The organism is Arthrobacter sp. zg-Y916, assembly GCF_020907385.1.
Taxonomy (GTDB): Bacteria; Actinomycetota; Actinomycetes; order Actinomycetales; family Micrococcaceae; genus Arthrobacter_B; species Arthrobacter_B caoxuetaonis.
Genome location: NZ_JAJJOD010000001.1, coordinates 355480 through 373211 on the forward strand (window position 1 = coordinate 355480; position 17732 = coordinate 373211).

A 17732-nucleotide genomic window follows, 5' to 3' on the forward strand; every position below is an offset into this window, starting at 1 on the left:
AGGGGACACCAATTGGCTAGTCAGGATTGGGTCGACAAGGATTTCTACAAGATTCTGGGTGTTCCCAAGGACGCTTCCGACGCCGACATCAAGAAGTCGTACCGGAAGCTGGCCAGAAAGTACCACCCGGACCAGAACCAGAATGATCCGGCGGCGGAGAAGATGTTCAAGGACGTTTCCGAGGCTTACTCCGTCCTGTCCGATGCCGAAGAACGGCAGCAGTATGACGCCATCCGCGCCATGGGCAGCGGCGCCAGGTTCTCGGCAGGCGGCGGCGCGGGCCCCGCAGGCGGAGCCGGTGCCGGATTCGAAGACATTTTTGGCGGACTGTTCGGGCAGTCTGCCGGGCGCAGCCGCACGCGCAATACGTACAGCACCGGCAGCAACATTCCTCCCGAGTTTGCCGACCTGTTTGGCGGCGGCGGCTTCGGCGGGGGAGGCGGGTTTGGCTCGGCTCCGCCCCAGAAGGGCGCCGACCGGACCGCCAGCACCACTATTTCCTTTGCCGGATCCATCAATGGAACGGTCATCGGCCTCCGTGAACCCAGCGGGGAAGTCGTGGAGGTCCGGGTTCCCGCCGGAGTCAAGGACGGCCAGCGGATCCGGGTGCGCGGCAAGGGCCAGCCCGGCGCAGCGGGCAACGGGGACCTGATGGTCACCGTGCATGTCACGCCGCACGATTTCTTTGTGCGGGACGGCAACAACATCCGCATCCATGTGCCGGTTTCCTTCCCCGAAGCTGCCCTGGGCGCCACGATCGAGGTCCCGACCCTCACCGCGGACAAGGTCAAGCTGAAGGTCCCGGCAGGAACCCCCTCCGGGCGGACCCTCCGGGTCAAGGGCCGCGGCGTCCACACGTCCAAGGGCGACGGCGACCTGCTGGTGACAGTCGACGTCGCCGTTCCGTCGCATCTGAACAAGGACGCCAAGGCTGCGGTCGAGGCTTTCGCCGAAGCGACAAAGGGTGAAGACCCGAGGGCCGGGCTCGCCGCGAAGGCACGCCTCTAGGGGCAGCGGCTGCCCAAACGGCGGGACGGCTACTATGACAACAACCAGGCAGAGAAGGAGAGGGCAATGGGCATCGACGTCAACGCACCCATCTTCGTGATCTCTGTTGCCGCTGAGCTGGCGGACATGCATCCGCAAACGCTGCGCCAGTATGACCGGCTGGGGATTGTGAGTCCCAGCAGGGCCCCGGGCCGGTCCCGCCGCTACTCCCAGCGGGACATCGAGATGCTCCGTGAGGTCCAGCGGCTTTCGCAGGAGGGTGTTTCCCTCGAAGGCATCAAACGCATCATGCACCTGCAGCAGCAGGTCTCAGGGCTGCGGGAACGGGTGGACCAGCTCTCCGCCGAGCTTGACCAGATCCAGCAGCGCAGCAGCGACATGGGCCGGATCTTCGCTGCCGGTTTGGCGGGGGACGTCGTAACGCTCAGCCGCGGGCAGCGGCCGCCGGCAGCCAAGCCGGCCGGCAAACAGCTCGGACTCGCGGCGCTGGTGGCGCGCAGCCGGCGGGTGATGGCACTCCCGGCAGGCAAGGCCCACGCCGTGGAAACCGAACTGGGCTACACCGCCGACCGCAGCGACTTCTTCCACTCCAGCCAGGGCTAGCGGAAACGCCGTCCCTGGTCCCTGCGGTTTGCCCACACCGCGCCGGCGCACAGCAGCACGGTCCAGGCAAGGAAGCAGATGACCGAGGTTGCGGGCAGGGCTTCTCCGGACAGCGCCGAGACGGAAATGTCCCGCGCGGCCCGGGACGGCAGGAACTGCGAGAAGGTGTTCAGGCCGGGGGAGAAGATCTCCGGCGGAAGCATCATGCCGCCTGCGAAGGCCAGCGGAAAGAAGAGCACCTGCGTCACCGCGATGGCCACTTTGGACGTGCACAGGTAGCCAACCAGCAATCCAAGGAAGAGGAACGGCAGCCCGCACAGCAGCCACACCAGCACCGACGCCGGAATGCGCCACCAGGACAGGGTTCCGTCTGTGTAAAGCTGCAGTCCGGCCGTGGTGGTGGCACCGACTGCCAGCACCGGGATCAGCGCGAAGAACGCGAACATCATGGCAGTGACTGCCCGTGCCACGGTGGCAGGAAATGCGCCGACGGGTAGCGTCCGGACGTAGCTGCTCCATGGATTGGCCCGTTCTTCGGCCACACCTATCCCGTAGTTGAACAGGAACGCGCTCATCACCCCGAAGACTGCCAGCTGGGCGATCGCCATGAGCGAGGCCTGCGGATTGGACGTCACCGCGGTCTGCGGCAGCACGAAGAACACCAGGGCCAGGGTGGGAAAGACCGTGGAGGACAGAACGGCTACCGGGATGCGCAGCTGTTCAAGCACCTGGGCCCTGGTGTGGATGCGGACCAGCTCGAACAGCGGTTTGTTGGCTGGTGGGATGGTGGGCGGGCGAACCGCCTGGGTGCCGGTCATCGGCTTGCCTTCCGTTCGGCGGTGGAATGGGTCAGCGAAATAAAGGCCTCTTCCAGGCTTGCGGCGTGGACCTCAAGCCCACGGAAATCCACGTTGTCCTGCACCAGCCTGCGGACCGTGTCATCGGCGTCGTTCGTCAGTACCGTGGTGGCCCCTGATGCTGACAGGCTCGCCGACACCGTGTGTGGCTGGGAAACGAAGTACGACGACGGCAGGGCAGTATGGAACGAGACGCGGCTGACGCTGACCCGGCTGCGGATGGCGTCCACATCGCCGTCGGCCACCACGGAGCCGTCGTTGATGACCACCACACGGCTTGCCAGTGTCTGGATCTCGTCGAGGTAATGGCTGGTGATCAGCAGCGTTCCGCCGCCGGCCCGGTAATCCGCCAGCCGTTCCCACAGATTCTCCCGTGCCTCGACATCCAGTCCGGTGGTGGGTTCATCGAGGATCACGAGGCGCGGGCGGCCCACCAGGGCCAGTGCCACCAGGAGGCGGCGCTGCTGGCCGCCAGAAAGCCCGCCGCACTGCTTGCCGGCGACGGCGCCCAGTCCGAATCCCTCCAGCAGTTCCGCGGTAGGCACCGGATCGGCGTAGTGCGAGCCGACGAAATCCACCGTTTCACGCACCCGCAGCGTTGCGGGCACTGAGGTGGCCTGGGGTGTTGTGCCCAGGCCCTGGCGTGCCGGCGGGTTCCGGGGATCCTGGCCGAAGAGTTCCACCCGGCCGGAATCGGGTTGCCGCAGGCCGCTGAGCAGGTTCAGCAGCGTTGATTTGCCGGCACCGTTGGGCCCCAGCAGGCCAACCGTCTCGCCGGCCGTGACGGAAAAGTCGACGCCTTCCAACGCGGTCGTTGAGCCGTAGCTCTTGCTGACCCCGTAGGCGCCGGCCAGGACGTTTCGTGCACCTGTGGGAAGAACGGTCATTGGAGTGTCTCCTCAGGACGGGACCGGTTGGACTTGGCTAGGAGAGCCCGGAGAGCAGGTCGTTCAGGTTCTTGCGGTAACGCGCGTAGGCAGCCCGGCCCTCGGGAGTGATGCCGACGTATGTAGCGGGAGTGCGGCCCTCGATGGTCTTGGTGACCTCCGCATAGCCGGCGGTTTCGAGCTTGCGCAGGTGGGTGGAGAGGTTGCCTGCCGTCATGTCCAGCATCTTCTGCAGCTTGGTGAAGGCAATCTGGTTGTTCTCTCCGACTTCGTTGAGCATCGTCATGGCGCGCAGCCGGGATTCGGCGTGGATGACGGGGTCCAGTTCAGGCATGGGACGGTCCGCTCCGGCGCCGGCGGGTGCGCAGATGCTCGACGACGGCGCCGGCCAGCATCCCGGTGGCGCCCAGGAAAAGGAAGACCGCCAGGAAATACTCCGGCCCGGAGATCAGTGCGGCCGTGGTCACAACAAGGAGCCAGATCCCCAGGTAGGACTGTGCGCGGTCATTGAAGGCAGCACCGCCGGCGATGTACAAAAGCCCCACAACCAGGACAGCGATCGAGTTGATCAGCAGTCCACGGAGCCAGAAGTCATCAACGGCCCTGCCGATTAGGGCGCTGAGGGCACCCACGACAGTGAACCCCAGGGCCCAGGCTGCTCCGTACATCCGTCCCTGGAAGGCGGATTGTCCCCGGATGCCCCGGCTGCTGCGGGTGAAGATGACAACGGTGGTCACGGTGGCCGCAGCAAGGGCAACGGCCAGGACGGTCAGCGCGGAGGTCGGTTCCCAGGGCAGCCACCCCTGCTGGGTGCCCCAAAGCGAACCATAGCCAATCGTCCAGGTGAGCCCCCACAGAAGGTAGACCAGAGCGGTGTTTCCGGCGAGGTTTCGGCGGGCGGACTGTTCGGCGTCCTGCACTGCGGCCAGCGCCGCCTGCAGATCCAGCGGCTTCTCCGCCTGTGTGGATGAGGTGTTCCCCGGAAGTGGATTCATAGAAAGTAGTTTGCATCACAAACTGCTTTGTGGGAAGAGTTTCTTGGAAACCTCTTTTATCCGGCTGTCCGGAACGGGGCGCCGGGGCGCCCCGTTCACAGATCAGTGGCCGGCGGCGCTCTCCGGGCGGAGGCGGATCAGGCGCTGCGAACCGTCTTCCCGGAGTTCGGCAAGATCAGCGTGCGAGGAAAGGAAGTCGGTGAAGGACCGGAAACCCAGCGGCTTCTCATTGAAGGAAGGGTCCATTCGGCGCATCTGGTTCTTGATCGTTCCCGTGTTCAGCCATTCGTCGGCGTCGCCCTTCGCATGGCTGATCTGCAGGGCGCGCACCAGCAGTTCCGTGGCCAGGATCTGCGGATCAATATCCTCGGCCGGGTCGGCTTCCTCGAACTGCATGTCTTCGGTGTGGGAGAACATGGGGATCGTGGTGAGCTTGCGGGGCTTGTCCGAGGACTCGAGGGGAGCCTGCGCCGGTGCCGGTGATTTCCGGTCCGGGGCTGGCCGCTCCGCCGCCGCCGCAGCGGCGGCCGTCCGGTCGATGCCGGGCAATGAATCGTAGTCCTCGAACTCGTCGCACGCCGCTGCGAGGGACGTGCTGGTGGAGCCGGCAACCCCGATGCCCACCACGAAACGGCCCAGGCGCTTGGACTTCTGCGCCAACGCAATGTAATCCGAATCCCCGGCGACAATAATGACGTGGGTGAGGTCAGGGAGGCGGAACAGGTCTTCGACGACGTCGACCGCCAGCCGGATATCCGCACCGTTCTTGGTTCCCCGCGTGGTGGTGGTGAACAGCTGGGTGAGGTCCACGGCCCGGGACATCAGCTGGCGCTGGTAGCTGGCGTTGACCGGAACGGACCAGTCCGCATAGGCGCGGTTGACAACCAGCGTGCCAAAGGAAGCAGCGAAGTCGATGATGGCGTTGAAGTCGACCGTCGCAGCTGTGAGCTTGGCGCTGATCTCCGGGTCCGCGTCACGGCTTGAGCGGTCGAAGTCGCGGATGCCGTCGCGCTGGAAGGCGTTCCGGCCGTGCAGCTGCTGATAACGGGAGATGACAATGTTGTCGAAGTCGATGTAGAGGCCAACACGTGCGTCGTTTGGTTCAGTCATGGGAATCAGGCCTTGCGGTAGGTGAGGTCGAAGATCAGGCGGCCGGCTTGGTGGGCCTTGTTCTCGAAGCTGGTCAGGGTACGGCCCTCGAACCGCGGGGCCCAGCCGCCGCGGGTGTCGACGTCGTCGGAGGCCTCCTTGCCTTCCAGGCCCTGGGCGTGAACCTGGGTCAGCGGGCCGTCCGGCCCGCCGCGTTCACCGGGATGCAGGTTTTCGAAGCACGGGGAGGCATCCAGGACGTCGCGCATCTGTACGGCGTAGTCGGACCAGTCCGTGGCCAGGCGCCACAGGCCGCCCGGGACCAGGGCCCGGGCCGCCAGCTCAGCGAAGGAATCCTTCACCATCCGGCGCTTGTGGTGGCGGGTCTTGTGCCAGGGGTCAGGGAAGAACACCCAGAGTTCATCGACCGAGCCGGCCGGCAGCATGGTGGAGAGGACCTCGGGGGCATTCGCCTGGACAACCCGGACGTTGGTCAGGTTCTTCTGCCCGATGCGCTGCAGTGTCTGCGCGAGGCCGGGTAGATAGACCTCCACCGCCAGATAGTTCTTCTCCGGGTTCTGCTCCGCGGCGTGGGTAATGGCTTCGCCCAGGCCGGAACCAATCTCGACGACGAGGGGCGCCTTGCGGCCAAAGGCGGCTTCGGCGTCGAACACATACTCCGGATCCACGGAGGTGTCGGAAGAGACACGGGGGACATCGATCACGAAGACGTCGGAGAGTTCGTCCCAGGCCTGCTGGCGCCGTCCCTGAAGCCGGGAACCCCGGCGGACGAAGGACACCGGCGCACGGAAATGCTGTGTTTCCGGGCCTTCCGCGCCGTCGGCGTCGTCGGAAACGGGAAGGGCTGGTTCAGTAGTCATCACCGTTAATGCTAACCGGGTGCAGGGATGCGGCCGTGCCGCCCGAGGGCCGCCGATTAGGTTACTGGCGTTCATCCGGTAAACTGGGGCAAGTTGTTGCGACTGCCGCGCCTAAAAGCCGCGTGTGTAAGCAGCGCAACCTGCGTCGATGAACGCTTTCTTTTGTCCCGCCGGCTGAATCCGTTGGCCGAGGCGGTGGACACTGTCTGACTTTTCTTCGGCGAACCCTCTGCGCCACACGGCTTAGGGGGCCACTTACCGAAAGTTGCCGTCTTTTCATGACCACTTTTGCTGCACTTGGCGTACCCAAGGCACTTGTTTCCATCCTCTCCGCCCAGGGAATCGCAGAGCCGTTCCCCATCCAGGTGGAAACCCTTCCCGACACCCTCAAGGGCCGGGATGTCCTGGGCCGCGGCCGGACCGGTTCCGGCAAGACCCTTGCGTTCTCGCTCCCGCTGGTAACCCGCCTGGCCGAGGCCGAAGCTGCCTACCGCCGCCGCCCGAACCGCCCCCTGGGCCTGGTCCTGGCGCCGACGCGTGAACTTGCGACCCAGATCAACAACGTCATCGAGCCCCTCGCCGCCGAGCTGGGCCTGAACACCACCGTCATCTACGGTGGCGTGTCCCAGCAGCGCCAGGAAAAGGCACTGGGCGCCGGCGTCGACATTGTTATTGCCTGCCCCGGCCGCCTCGAAGACCTGATGAAGCAGAAGGTCATCAGCCTGGACGCGGTGGAAATCACCGTGCTGGACGAGGCTGACCACATGGCCGACCTCGGGTTCCTTCCGGTCGTCCAGCGCCTGCTGGACCGCACCCCGGAAAAGGGCCAGCGCATGCTCTTCTCCGCCACCCTGGACAACGGAGTGGACAAGCTGGTCCGCCGCTACCTCTCCAACCCGCTGACCCACTCCGTGGACGAGCCGCAGGCTGCAGTCAGCACCATGGAGCACCACGTGCTGCTGGTCCAGGACCAGACCGCCAAGAAGCTTCTGGTCAAGGAACTGGCCTCCGGCCATGGCCGCCGCATCATGTTCATGCGCACCAAGCACCATGCCCGCAAGATGGCCAAGTTCCTCACGGACAGCGGAATCCCCACCGTTGACCTGCACGGCAACCTCTCGCAGAACGCCCGTGACCGCAACCTGGCCGAGTTCGCCTCCGGCGACGTCCGCGTGCTGGTCGCCACCGACGTGGCCGCCCGCGGCGTCCACGTGAACGACGTCGAGCTGGTCGTCCACATCGATCCGCCCACGGAGCACAAGGCCTACCTGCACCGCTCGGGCCGTACTGCCCGTGCCGGTTCCGACGGCACCGTCGTCACCGTGACCCTTCCCGAGCAGAAGGGCGAGGTGTCCAAGCTGATGAAGGCTGCCGGCGTCGACGTCTCGATCGAGAAGGTCTCCCACAATTCCCCGTCGATCGCGAAGCTGATTGGCGAACGCGCCGCCGTCATCGAGCCGCACGTCCGTGCAGCCCAGCTGGCAGCGAAGTCCCCGCAGCAGGGTGCAGGCCGCTCCACCGGCGCCAACGCCCAGCGCAAGCGCGCAGCCCGCTCAGGCACCGGCACCGGTACCGGTACCCGTGCCGGCGGACGCGGCGGTGCAGGCGGACGCGGACGCGTCTCTGCCGAGCGCACTGCCTCCTCCGAGGCTCCCCGCGCCCAGCGCAGCCCTGAAGGCCGCCGCGGCTCGGCCGCCGCAGCCACCACTCAGGGCCGCAACCGCCGCCCCGCCACCGGCCAGCGTGCCGGCGACGTCGCCGCAGCGGGCACCCACCGCTCAGCCGGCACCCGTTCGGCAGCTCCGGCAGGCGCAGGCCGTCCGGCCCGTGCCGCCGGTCCCCGCCGCGCAACCGCACCAGCGTCGAACGAACGCCGCGGCCGCTAGCCACAGCGCATAACAAAGGCCCTGCACCCGTTTTCGGGTGCAGGGCCTTTTGCAGTTATTTGAGGCTCAGGCCGTGTTCACTTAGGGCCGCTTCAATGATGTCCAGGGCCTTTGGCCCCACACCGTGCAGCTGGGCGAGGTCCTGCCGCGGCACGCCGGCAAGCTGGCGAAGCGTGGTGAAACCCGCGGCGCCAAGCCCCCGGGACGCCGGCGCCCCGATCCGGGGCAGCTCGTTCAATGATGCCGGTGACGTCGGTGATGTGCTCATGCCTTGATGCTAGACACGTCCGTACCCCGGCGCAGCCCCTTTGGGCGTCTGATTCCGGCTTAGTCCAGCGGGTAAAAGCTGACGACGGCGGCAAATCCGCGGCCAAGCACCTGGGGCTGGTCGGCGCCGCCGGCAACGGTGTCCAGCAAATCGAGCTCTTCGGTGCGGCTTCCGCCGTCGAGCACGGCCTTGGCAGACCCCTGGAGCAGCACCAGAAACTGGTCCGGGCCGAGGGACGGCGGATTCTTCTTGGACAGTTCCACCACCATGACGGCGGCTCCGTAGCTGTTCCGGTCCACGAACGTGTTCAGTACCGTCACCTCACCGGTGGGCAGGGACGCCTGAACCGGTACGTCGCCGGGGTAGCGCAGCGGGCGCAGCCTTTCCATGGCGTGCTCGGTGCCGTCCACGTCGAGGAGCAGCAGTTCGCCTTCCACCGGGACGGTGATCCGGTCCGTGCCCTCGAAGGACGTGAACGGGCCGGACTTCTCGATGGTTGCGGCGGACAGGCGCCAGCCGGGGGAGCCTGAGGGGCCGGCCGGTCCGGTGGCCAGGTCCTTGGCGCGGCCGGAATTGCTGCCCCAGGACCGGGACGGAAGAGCGGCGAAACTCAGTACTGGAGCGGGCATGCTATTCCGTGAACGCCTGGCGGCGGCGGGCCGCGAGGACGTGGCGGCGTGCGGCGTTATTGATCAGGAAGCGGCGGCCGGAAATCTCTTCCGGCTCGATGCGGATGAAATGGTTCTTCTCGCCCTCCTGCCAGGGGAAAAGCTCCAGCTCAGCCGAGTCCAGGACGTCCTCGATGGATTCGAGCCGCGATGCGGTTCCCTTCAGCACCACGCTCCAGGCGAAACTCAGACGGTCGTCGTAGCCGTCGATCTCGAAGGCAACGGGGGAGTCGTCCAGGGCCGCGGAGAGCTTGGTGCCTTCAGCGGTGCGGAAGACGACCGAACCGTGGTCCACGGCGAAGTTGATGGGGAAGATTTCGGGACGTCCGCCGGAGATCACAGCGAGGCGTCCCACGGAGGACTGGCGGATGTAGTCCCAGCATTCGCTGGCTCCGAGTTCGACAGGGACCGTGGCATCATCGTTGGTTCGCGGCATGCCCCCAGTCTAGGCATACCCGCGGCGGCCCGGGAAAGAGGCCCGGTCGTGACTCAGCGGGACATCTGGAGAACAATAGGGTCATGAAGGCAATCCTGAACGTCATCTGGCTCCTGTTCGGCGGCATCTGGCTGGCCCTTGGCTATGTGGCCGCCGGCATCATCTGCTGCCTGCTGATTGTGACCATCCCGTTCGGGATCGCGTCCTTCCGCATCGCTTCCTATGCACTCTGGCCTTTCGGACGTACCGTGATCGACAGCGGGCGGGGAACCGGGGTGCTGGCCACCCTCGGAAACGTCATTTGGCTGGTTTTCGCGGGTATCTGGATTGCCATCGGGCATGTCCTGACCGCAATTCCGATGTTCGTGAGCATCATCGGCATTCCGCTGGGCATTGCGAACCTCAAGATGATCCCTATTTCGCTGGTTCCCCTCGGCAAGCGGATTGTTCCCACCTCCGGCCCCGGACTGGTGCCGTACAACTCCCGGACGCCGTACGCTGCCTATCCGGGAGGCCCCGGGCCAGCTCCCTTCGGCCGTTAAGGGCTAGCCGGCCACCGCGGCAAGGAAGATCTCAAGCAGCAGGCTCGCTGCCGAGTCCGGGTCCGCAGCGCCGTTGTCGATAAACACTGCAACGGCGAGGTCGTCGTCCACCGCGAGGGCCCAGGAATGGCTTGCTTTCCCAGACTCCGAAGCAGCTGTCCCTGCCATCATCTGGGCGCCGCCTCCGGGTGTAAGCAGTGCGCGGCGGAGCTTCGCAGCTTCGCCGCCTGTAACGGATTCAGTCTCCGGGCTCTCCCCGGGTTCCGGGCCAGGCGTAATCAGCAGGGGTGTGACGCGTTCTCCCCTGGCCATGGAGGCGCCCGCGACGGCGACGGCCAGGGGTGAGAGCCTCACGCCGCCCTGCCCGGCCAGGACGGCTGCCTGCTCGGCTTGGGCACCCGTCTGCGGTACGGATCCCGCCGCGGCGGCGGTTCCCAACCGCCATTCGGTTCCGATGCCGAGGGCACGCGCGGCGGCGGCCACGCTGTCCGGCGAATCGTCGCCGCCACGCTGCTCGGCCAGACCCGTGACGAGCTCGAACATGGAACCCGGAGGATATTCGCCAAGGAGTGCGGTTTGTGCGCCTTTGCTCCCGGGCCCGTTGGCGGCAGCAAGGATGCCGCCGGTGGAGGGCCGCACGGCAACGAGGGCAGCAGCCGAGGATTCGCCGTCAAGCGCGGATTCCGCCAGGGACTGAAGGCCGGGATCCAGAGTGGTCTGCAATGGCGCCCCAGGTTCAGCCGGCAATTCGAAGAGGGGTTCCGAAAGCTTCTGATCGGCGTTGGCGATCCTCACCTTCACGGCGGCGGCTCCGCGCAGCTGGGCATCGTATTCCTGCTGCAGGCCGCTGAGCCCGGCCTCGTCACCCGGAGCGAGTTCTCCGTTGGTTGCAGCTATCAGCTCCTCCGGTGCGGTGCCGACGGTGCCGAGCAGCGGTTGGGCAAACGACGGGTAGGAGGCAAGCGACTGGCGTCCCGAATGGGTGGCAGCACCTGGAATGGTGGCAATGTCCGCTTCGAACGTGGCTGCGACGCGGTCCTTGCGCAGCGTGGCGGCCTCCACGAAGTCCCGCCGTCCCGCAGCCAGGACCTCGGCGGTGTAGGCGCCAGGGTCCAGCTCCAGGTAACGGGCAAGATAGTCGGCCCAGGTCCCGTATTCCCTTTCGGTCAGGACGGATTTATCGATCCCGACATGCCAGACGGGTGTATCCCGCACCAGCACAGCATTACGTGCGCCGAGGATGTCTGCCCGCGGGGCGGTCGTTGTCTCCCGGACCAGTCGTTCACCGGGCTCCAGGTCCGGGTGGACGGTGGTTGAACGGAAGCGGGTTTCCCACTTATTCTGCGCACCAAGCTGAAGGGTGACATTTGTGGAGTAGCTGTAGTCGGTATCGGATGCGTTGATGTCCCAGACCCAGTCCAGCGTGGCTTCCGCTTCGTTGCCGGAGATCTCCTCGACGCCTGCAACGGTGACGGTCGGTTTGAGCGGGGCCATGCCCGAGACCAGATGCGCCAGCATGCCGTTCACGGCGTCAACGGTGGAACTGGCGAACAGGCCACCCGAGACGTCCAGGCGGGACAGCCCGTCAGCAAGCACGCCGGCGGAATCCTCGGGCGCGGGGCGTTCGGTGGAGGCACACGCCGCAAGGGAGCAGCCGAGTACCGAAAAGGACAACAATGAAGCAAGCAGCCGGTGTTTCCCCATCCGCAAAGGCTATCCGCGCCCGGTCTGAATCTGGACAGAGGGGATGCGAATTGCCCCGCCGGAGCCCGGAATCGTTACCGCGCGGGAAGCGGCCCGGGAACCGCGGGGTTTATCCGGCCAGTCCGTCCAGGAACGCCTTCATCACCGGTCCGCCGGAGGTGGAACCGAGTTCGCCCTCTTCAATGAAAAGTGCGACGGCGAGGTCCCCCTGAATCGCCACAACCCAGGCGTGGGTGCGCGGCGGGGTGTCGCTGCCAAACTCGGCGGTGCCGGTTTTCGCCAGGACGGGTTCTCCGGGAACGCTCTGGAGCAGCTGCACTCCGCCGTCGGTCACCACCGAACGCATCAGGGAGCGGAGCGTTTCTGCTTCCCCGGCCGTCAGGGGAGCGGCTTCCGGGGCGGCGGAACCGGATGCAGGAGCGGAGGACCCGGAAGCCGCATTTGCGGGCTGGACCAGGGCAGGAGAAACACGTTCCCCCTTGGCAACCGACGCTCCGGCAACCGCGAGGGCCAGCGGACTGACCAGGACCTCACCCTGCCCAATCATCGATGCGGCGTGGAGGGTTCCCTCCGCTGCCTCGGGGACGGAACCAAAGTAGGCAGGCGTGCCGATCGAGGCAGTCACTCCAAGTCCCAGCGACTGGGCAGCCGAGGCGAGGTCCGGCTGGGCTACCGTTCCGCGTGCGTTGATGAAGGCCGTGTTGCAGGACTGGGCGAATGCCTGGCGCAGCGGAATCTCTCCGAGGAACTGGGCAGGATACGTGCTCGCGTTGTTGAAGAGCCGTCCGTCCACGTTCAGTTCTTCCGGGCAGGAGACTGCTGTCTCGGGCGCCGCGCCGGAGCGCAGCATGGCCAGCGACGTCGCCATCTTGAACGTGGAACCGGGGGCGTACTGTCCCAGCAGCGCGGTCTGGGCTCCTTCACTTCCCGGGCCGTTGGCCACAGCGAGGATGTTCCCGCTGGAGGGCTGGATGGCCACCAGTGCGGAGGCGGAGGGTTCGTCTTCCAGGACTGATTCGGCGAGGTTCTGCATCCGCGCGTCCAGCGTCGTCTGCAGCGGCTGGCCGCTGGCACGCTCGGACTGGAACAGCGGCGCCGAGGGGACATCTTCGGCGTTCACTGTCCGGATGACGACGCCGTCGGTGCCGCGCAGCTGCTCGTCGTACTGCTGCTGCAGCCCCGACAATCCGGTGACATCACCTGCGCTGAGGGCGCCGTCGGAAGCGTCAATCAGCTCTGCCGTGGCTTGGCCCACTGAACCCAGCAGGGCGCGGGCGAACGTGCGTGTGGGTGCCAGCGGCAGGGTGCCGGCGATCGCCGCGGCGCCGGGAATCTCCGCGACCTGTGCCTTGAACTCTTCCGGCGGGCTGACAGTATCCTGCCGCAGGGTAACGGCCTCCACGAATGCTTCTGCTCCGGCGGCCTCTACCTGCGCCGTGTAGGCAGCAGGGTCCAGCTCCAGGAATTCCGCGAGGCGGGCGGCCGAGGCTGCGAGTTCTTCTTCCCCGACCCAGGTCTTGTCGATCCCGACACTCCAGACGGGGCGCTCCGTCACGATGACCTGCCCGCCCGATCCGATAATGTCTGCCCGCGGGGCGGGGGTCACCTCGCGCACCAGACGGTCACCTGGCGCCAGATCGGGGTGGACGGCTGCGGGCGTGAACTTCACCTCCCAGACGTCCTCCTCGTTCCGCTGGAGGGCGACCGTTGTGTCATAGCTGTAGTCCGTCTCCGAGGCGTTGACGTCCCACACGTATTTCAGGGTGGCCATGGCCTCGTCCTCGGCCGTCTCCTCCACCGAACCGACTGCGACCTGCGGCGTCAACGGGGCAAGTCCGGCGGTCGATTCCGCCAGCTGGGTGTTCACTTCATCGGGGGTGGCCCCAAGGAAGGAGCTCCCGGAGACATCGAGCTGTGAGAGTCCTTCAGCGAGGGTTCCGGCCGCGTCTTCGGGAGCCGGCCGGTCCTCTCCGGAGCACGCGGTGAGCGAGAATCCCAGAACCGAGAAGGTCAGAACGGCGGCAGTCAAACGGTGTTTCCCCATCCGGACAGGCTACCGGGAGAAGCGCAAAACCGGACACGGCCGCTGCCGGGGGCAGCGGCCGTGTCCGTGACGCCCTTGACCCGCAGCTGCGGATCCAAAGGCGGCATCGCGTCGTCGTGTGCTCTCGGCGGAGATCATGGTCCATAGCGTGATGGCGGTGATGCCGACGGCGGAACCGATGAAAACTGTCTTGTTCATCCCGGCTCGGCGCAAAGGACCTTGTGGGACGCGGATTTATGGGATTTGGGTCCCAGTTTCCTGCCCGGGTCGGCGCTGTACGGGCCAGCCGCAATCCTGCTGGCCAACCCTGTGCCAGTACGCCGTTCTTTGCTAACCTCCAAAGGGAGTGGGGCTGTGCCGGGCCTCACACGCACCGGTTCCGCCAGGCGCCCCGGCCGGACCGCTGAACCGATCCGGACGGAGCCTGTGGAACTGCCAACGACGGCAAGCTGAAGGAGCGGGTAAATGTCCGAATTGGAAGCGTTGCTCTCCGAAACGGAGCGGACTTTCGGTCTTCGCCAGATCGCTGCGGGCCATGCGCAGATGGTGGTCATTGGACGGAGCGTTCCACAGCCCATAGGCGAGGTGTGGAACGCCATTTCCGACCCTGCCCGGCTCGGCGCCTACTTTGAAGAGCCGCATGGAGACTTCCGGCGCGGCGGAGAGTTCGAGGTTCCCGGGATTGCATCGGGCACCATTCTCCGGTGCGATCCGCCGCGGCTGCTGACGGTGTCCTGGATGCCGCCGCACGGCAAGGCGGGAGAGCTGGAGATCCACCTCTCCGATGAAGACGGATCCACGCGGCTGGAACTGCGTTATGCCTCAGTGCGCAAACGCTTTTCGCTGATAGACCCGGAGGGCAGTGAATGGGCGGCAGGGGCCGGATGGGAGTTCTTCGTCGATAACCTGGCGGCCAATCTGGAAGGCCGTGAGCCGCATCGGTGGGCTCCCGACTGGCGTGCGCTCGAAGGGGCCGAAAGGGAGCTCTTCGAGGCCCGGAATGCTGAATGGGAGCGTGCGTGGGAGCAGTTTGAGCGCGAGCACGCACCCCTCCCGGGGCCTGAATAATCCCACGTCAGACCGCGGTTCTTAGCTGTGGATAACTTTACTTTCAAAGTTGAGTGTACTAGACTCAAGTTCGTTGAGTTCAGCGGATAGAACGCCCTCCGCCGGGAGCTCGAATGGTTTTCTCCAGTCCCGAGAAGGAGCCCGCCGTGGATACCAAGTTCACGAACAAAAGCCAAGAGGCACTTCAGGCCGCGGCCATGAATGCCACTACTGCCGGTAATCCGCAAATTGAACCCGCACATTTGCTGAAAGCCCTGATGGACCAACGCCAGGGCGTAGCAGTGGCCCTGCTTAAGGCAGCCGGTGCGAACCCTGACGCGGTCAGCGCGGCGGCCAGCACCGCCATCCACGAACTGCCCTCAAGCTCCGGGTCCTCGGTTCAGCAGCCGCAGTTCTCGCGTCCCCTGCTGCAGGCCATCAACACCGCCCAGCAGGAGGCTGCCCAGCTGGGGGACGCCTACGTTTCCACCGAACATCTGCTGCTGGCCCTGGCCGTGGACAACGGCCCGGCGGGTAAAGCCCTGCGGGACAACAATGCCGGCCATGACGCGCTCGTCAGCGCCCTTCCATCTGTGCGAGGAGACCGAAAAGTGACAACAGCCGATCCGGAGAACACCCTCCAGGCGCTGGAGAAGTTCAGCACCGACCTCACAGCTTTGGCACGGTCCGGCAAACTGGACCCCGTCATCGGACGCGATTCCGAAATCCGGCGGGTGATCCAGGTGCTGAGCAGGCGCACCAAGAACAACCCCGTCCTCATCGGCGAACCGGGTGTCGGCAAGACCGCCGTCGTCGAAGGCCTCGCCCAGCGCATCGTCGCCGGTGACGTCCCGGAAAGCCTCAGCGGCAAGACCCTGCTGTCCCTGGACCTGGGCTCCATGGTGGCCGGTGCCAAGTACCGCGGCGAGTTCGAGGAACGTTTCAAAGCCGTCCTCGAGGAGATTGCCAACTCCGAGGGGCAGGTGGTCACCTTCATTGACGAGCTGCACACCGTGGTCGGTGCCGGCGCTGCCGAAGGATCGATGGACGCCGGCAATATGCTCAAGCCCATGCTCGCCCGCGGGGAGCTGCGGCTGATCGGCGCCACCACCCTCAACGAGTACCGGGAAAACATCGAGAAGGATGCGGCGCTGGAACGCCGGTTCCAGCAGGTCTTTGTGGGCGAACCCAGCGTTCCGGACACCATCGGCATCCTGCGCGGCCTCAAGGAGCGCTACGAAGCGCACCATAAGGTTGCCATAGCGGACTCCGCCCTGGTTGCCGCCGCGACCCTTTCCAACCGGTACATCACCGGCAGGCAGCTTCCCGACAAGGCCATTGACCTGGTCGACGAGGCCGCGTCCCGGCTGCGCATGGAGATCGACTCCGCCCCGGAGGAAATCGATGAGCTGCGCCGCGCCGTCGACCGGCTCACGATGGAGGAGCTTGCCATCTCCGGAGAAACCGACGAGGCTTCGCTCGAACGCCTCGAAGTCCTCCGCGAAGACATGGCGAACAAGAAGGAGCAGCTGGCGGCGCTTAATGCCCGCTGGGAAGCCGAAAAGGCCGGACTGAACCGCGTCGGCGACATCAAGGCGCGGATCGACGAACTGCGCTCGCTGGCCGAAAAGGCCCAGCGCGACGGCGACCTCACCGAGGCATCGAGGATCCTCTACGGCGAGATCCCGGCCATGCAGAAGGAGCTGGACGCGGCGCAGGCAGCCGAGGAGGACCAGTTCGGCGAGGGTGCCCGGGAACTGATGGTTTCCGAAGAAGTCACCGCCGACGACATTGCCGAAGTTGTCTCGGCGTGGACCGGAATCCCGGCCGGACGCATGCTGCAGGGTGAGTCGCAAAAACTGCTCGACATGGAGTCTGTCATTGGTTCCCGCCTGATTGGCCAGAGCCGTGCGGTCTCAGCGGTGGCAGATGCTGTCCGCCGTTCCCGCGCCGGTGTCAGCGACCCCGACCGTCCCACCGGATCCTTCCTCTTCCTGGGCCCAACCGGCGTCGGCAAGACCGAACTGGCCAAGGCGCTGGCAGAGTTCATTTTCGACGACGAACGCGCAATGGTCCGCATGGACATGAGCGAGTACGCGGAGAAGCACACGGTGTCGCGCCTGGTCGGAGCCCCTCCCGGGTACGTCGGCTATGAAGAAGGCGGACAGCTCACCGAAGCCGTGCGGCGGCGCCCGTACTCCGTGATCCTGCTCGATGAAGTGGAGAAGGCGCACCCGGATGTCTTCGACATCCTGTTGCAGGTGCTCGACGACGGCCGGCTGACGGACGGGCAGGGCAGGACGGTGGACTTCCGGAATGTCATCCTGATCCTGACCTCCAACCTCGGCTCGCAGTTCCTGGTGGACCCGGGACTGAACGAGGAACAGAAGCGGGAATCGGTCATGTCCATGGTCAACGCCAACTTCAAGCCGGAGTTCCTGAACCGCCTTGACGACGTCATCCTCTTCGACCCGCTGACCCTTGAAGAACTGTCCAAGATCGTGGACATCCAGGTGCGTGCCCTCGCAACCCGGCTGCGGGACCGCCGCCTGACCCTGGACGTCACGGACGCTGCCCGCGAATGGCTGGCACTGACCGGCTACGACCCGGCCTACGGCGCCCGTCCACTGCGGCGCCTGGTCCAGCGCGAGATCGGGGACAAGCTGGCCAAGGGCATCCTCGCAGGCCGCATCTCGGATGGAGACACGGTTCTGGTGGATCGCCCCGAAGGGCTCGGCGAGGAAGAGTTCGGAAACCAAGGGCTCAGCGTCGAATCAGCGGCTCCCGTGGCGTAGCCAAGGCGCACCCGCATCAATC

16 protein-coding genes and 1 pseudogene are annotated in these 17732 nt (G+C 65.9%); 6 read left to right on the plus strand and 11 right to left on the minus strand.

All coding sequences use genetic code 11. The annotated features are described in order from the left end of the window. Positions 1-12: 12 nt before the first annotated feature. Entirely contained in the window at positions 13-1008 is a 996-nt protein-coding gene (locus LOC59_RS01695; RefSeq protein WP_227894034.1) for a DnaJ C-terminal domain-containing protein, read from the plus strand. Between the two features lie 66 nt (positions 1009-1074). After that, positions 1075-1452: pseudogene (locus LOC59_RS01700) on the plus strand (heat shock protein transcriptional repressor HspR); the annotation flags it as partial. Between the two features lie 155 nt (positions 1453-1607). Here LOC59_RS01700 and LOC59_RS01705 read toward each other — a convergent pair. From LOC59_RS01705 to trmB, 6 genes are all read right to left on the minus strand, one after another. After that, complete coding sequence (locus tag LOC59_RS01705) at positions 1608-2429, minus strand: ABC transporter permease (protein ID WP_229970383.1); 822 nt, start codon at positions 2427-2429, stop codon at positions 1608-1610. Further along, positions 2426-3355 (minus strand): ABC transporter ATP-binding protein, encoded by a 930-nt coding sequence (locus LOC59_RS01710; RefSeq protein ID WP_227915621.1) that lies wholly within the window; start codon positions 3353-3355, stop codon positions 2426-2428. The genes LOC59_RS01705 and LOC59_RS01710 overlap by 4 nt, the downstream gene beginning before the upstream one ends. A gap of 37 nt (positions 3356-3392) precedes the next feature. Further along, positions 3393-3689, minus strand: coding sequence for a transcriptional regulator (locus LOC59_RS01715; protein WP_227894037.1), 297 nt, complete (start codon positions 3687-3689; stop codon positions 3393-3395). Next, positions 3682-4350: a hypothetical protein gene (locus LOC59_RS01720; RefSeq protein WP_227894038.1), complete on the minus strand. Its 669-nt coding sequence runs from the start codon at positions 4348-4350 to the stop codon at positions 3682-3684. The genes LOC59_RS01715 and LOC59_RS01720 overlap by 8 nt, the downstream gene beginning before the upstream one ends. Before the next feature lie 102 nt (positions 4351-4452). Beyond that, entirely contained in the window at positions 4453-5460 is a 1008-nt protein-coding gene (locus tag LOC59_RS01725) for an NYN domain-containing protein (RefSeq protein ID WP_229970385.1), read from the minus strand. 5 nt (positions 5461-5465) lie between these two features. Then, positions 5466-6320, minus strand: a complete 855-nt coding sequence (gene trmB, locus LOC59_RS01730; RefSeq protein WP_229970387.1) for a tRNA (guanosine(46)-N7)-methyltransferase TrmB — start codon at positions 6318-6320, stop codon at positions 5466-5468. 278 nt (positions 6321-6598) lie between these two features. On the opposite strand from trmB, the gene LOC59_RS01735 reads away from it, so the two are divergent. Beyond that, a complete protein-coding gene (locus tag LOC59_RS01735; RefSeq protein WP_229970389.1) occupies positions 6599-8206 on the plus strand; it encodes a DEAD/DEAH box helicase in 1608 nt (535 codons plus the stop codon). A 55-nt stretch (positions 8207-8261) separates the two neighbouring features. Here the strand turns inward: LOC59_RS01735 and LOC59_RS01740 are convergent, their stop codons facing one another. The 3 genes from LOC59_RS01740 to LOC59_RS01750 are packed head-to-tail and all read right to left on the minus strand — an operon-like array spanning position 8262 to position 9578. Next, positions 8262-8474 carry a hypothetical protein gene (locus LOC59_RS01740; protein ID WP_227915617.1) on the minus strand — a complete coding sequence of 71 codons (213 nt, stop codon included), beginning with the start codon at positions 8472-8474 and terminating at the stop codon, positions 8262-8264. Positions 8475-8533: 59 nt separating this feature from the next. Beyond that, entirely contained in the window at positions 8534-9103 is a 570-nt protein-coding gene (locus LOC59_RS01745) for a HutD/Ves family protein (RefSeq protein WP_227894043.1), read from the minus strand. A gap of 1 nt (position 9104) precedes the next feature. Continuing rightward, complete coding sequence (locus LOC59_RS01750; protein ID WP_227894044.1) at positions 9105-9578, minus strand: pyridoxamine 5'-phosphate oxidase family protein; 474 nt, start codon at positions 9576-9578, stop codon at positions 9105-9107. Positions 9579-9661: 83 nt separating this feature from the next. Between LOC59_RS01750 and LOC59_RS01755 the strand changes: the two genes are divergently transcribed. Then, positions 9662-10120, plus strand: a complete 459-nt coding sequence (locus LOC59_RS01755; RefSeq protein WP_227894045.1) for a YccF domain-containing protein — start codon at positions 9662-9664, stop codon at positions 10118-10120. A 3-nt stretch (positions 10121-10123) separates the two neighbouring features. Here LOC59_RS01755 and LOC59_RS01760 read toward each other — a convergent pair whose 3' ends face one another. Further along, positions 10124-11824, minus strand: a complete 1701-nt coding sequence (locus LOC59_RS01760; protein WP_227894046.1) for a hypothetical protein — start codon at positions 11822-11824, stop codon at positions 10124-10126. Positions 11825-11933: 109 nt separating this feature from the next. Next, a complete protein-coding gene (locus LOC59_RS01765; protein WP_229970391.1) occupies positions 11934-13868 on the minus strand; it encodes a penicillin-binding transpeptidase domain-containing protein in 1935 nt (644 codons plus the stop codon). A 465-nt stretch (positions 13869-14333) separates the two neighbouring features. Between LOC59_RS01765 and LOC59_RS01770 the strand changes: the two genes are divergently transcribed. Beyond that, on the plus strand, positions 14334-14936 hold the full coding sequence (locus LOC59_RS01770) for an SRPBCC domain-containing protein (protein ID WP_227894048.1): 603 nt from the start codon (positions 14334-14336) through the stop codon (positions 14934-14936). Positions 14937-15082: 146 nt separating this feature from the next. Continuing rightward, complete coding sequence (gene clpB / locus LOC59_RS01775) at positions 15083-17710, plus strand: ATP-dependent chaperone ClpB (RefSeq protein WP_227894049.1); 2628 nt, start codon at positions 15083-15085, stop codon at positions 17708-17710. Positions 17711-17732: the final 22 nt, after the last annotated feature.

Excerpts from the sequence above, each read along its gene's own strand:
- LOC59_RS01705 (WP_229970383.1), bottom strand. The coding sequence starts at position 2,429 with ATGACCGGCACCCAGGCGGTTCGCCCGCCCACCATCCCACCAGCCAAC.
- LOC59_RS01710 (WP_227915621.1), bottom strand. The coding sequence starts at position 3,355 with ATGACCGTTCTTCCCACAGGTGCACGAAACGTCCTGGCCGGCGCCTAC.
- LOC59_RS01715 (WP_227894037.1), bottom strand. The coding sequence starts at position 3,689 with ATGCCTGAACTGGACCCCGTCATCCACGCCGAATCCCGGCTGCGCGCC.
- LOC59_RS01720 (WP_227894038.1), bottom strand. The coding sequence starts at position 4,350 with ATGAATCCACTTCCGGGGAACACCTCATCCACACAGGCGGAGAAGCCG.
- LOC59_RS01725 (WP_229970385.1), bottom strand. The coding sequence starts at position 5,460 with ATGACTGAACCAAACGACGCACGTGTTGGCCTCTACATCGACTTCGAC.
- trmB (WP_229970387.1), bottom strand. The coding sequence starts at position 6,320 with ATGACTACTGAACCAGCCCTTCCCGTTTCCGACGACGCCGACGGCGCG.
- LOC59_RS01735 (WP_229970389.1), top strand. The coding sequence starts at position 6,599 with ATGACCACTTTTGCTGCACTTGGCGTACCCAAGGCACTTGTTTCCATC.
- LOC59_RS01740 (WP_227915617.1), bottom strand. The coding sequence starts at position 8,474 with ATGAGCACATCACCGACGTCACCGGCATCATTGAACGAGCTGCCCCGG.
- LOC59_RS01745 (WP_227894043.1), bottom strand. The coding sequence starts at position 9,103 with ATGCCCGCTCCAGTACTGAGTTTCGCCGCTCTTCCGTCCCGGTCCTGG.
- LOC59_RS01750 (WP_227894044.1), bottom strand. The coding sequence starts at position 9,578 with ATGCCGCGAACCAACGATGATGCCACGGTCCCTGTCGAACTCGGAGCC.
- LOC59_RS01755 (WP_227894045.1), top strand. The coding sequence starts at position 9,662 with ATGAAGGCAATCCTGAACGTCATCTGGCTCCTGTTCGGCGGCATCTGG.
- LOC59_RS01760 (WP_227894046.1), bottom strand. The coding sequence starts at position 11,824 with ATGGGGAAACACCGGCTGCTTGCTTCATTGTTGTCCTTTTCGGTACTC.
- LOC59_RS01765 (WP_229970391.1), bottom strand. The coding sequence starts at position 13,868 with ATGGGGAAACACCGTTTGACTGCCGCCGTTCTGACCTTCTCGGTTCTG.
- LOC59_RS01770 (WP_227894048.1), top strand. The coding sequence starts at position 14,334 with ATGTCCGAATTGGAAGCGTTGCTCTCCGAAACGGAGCGGACTTTCGGT.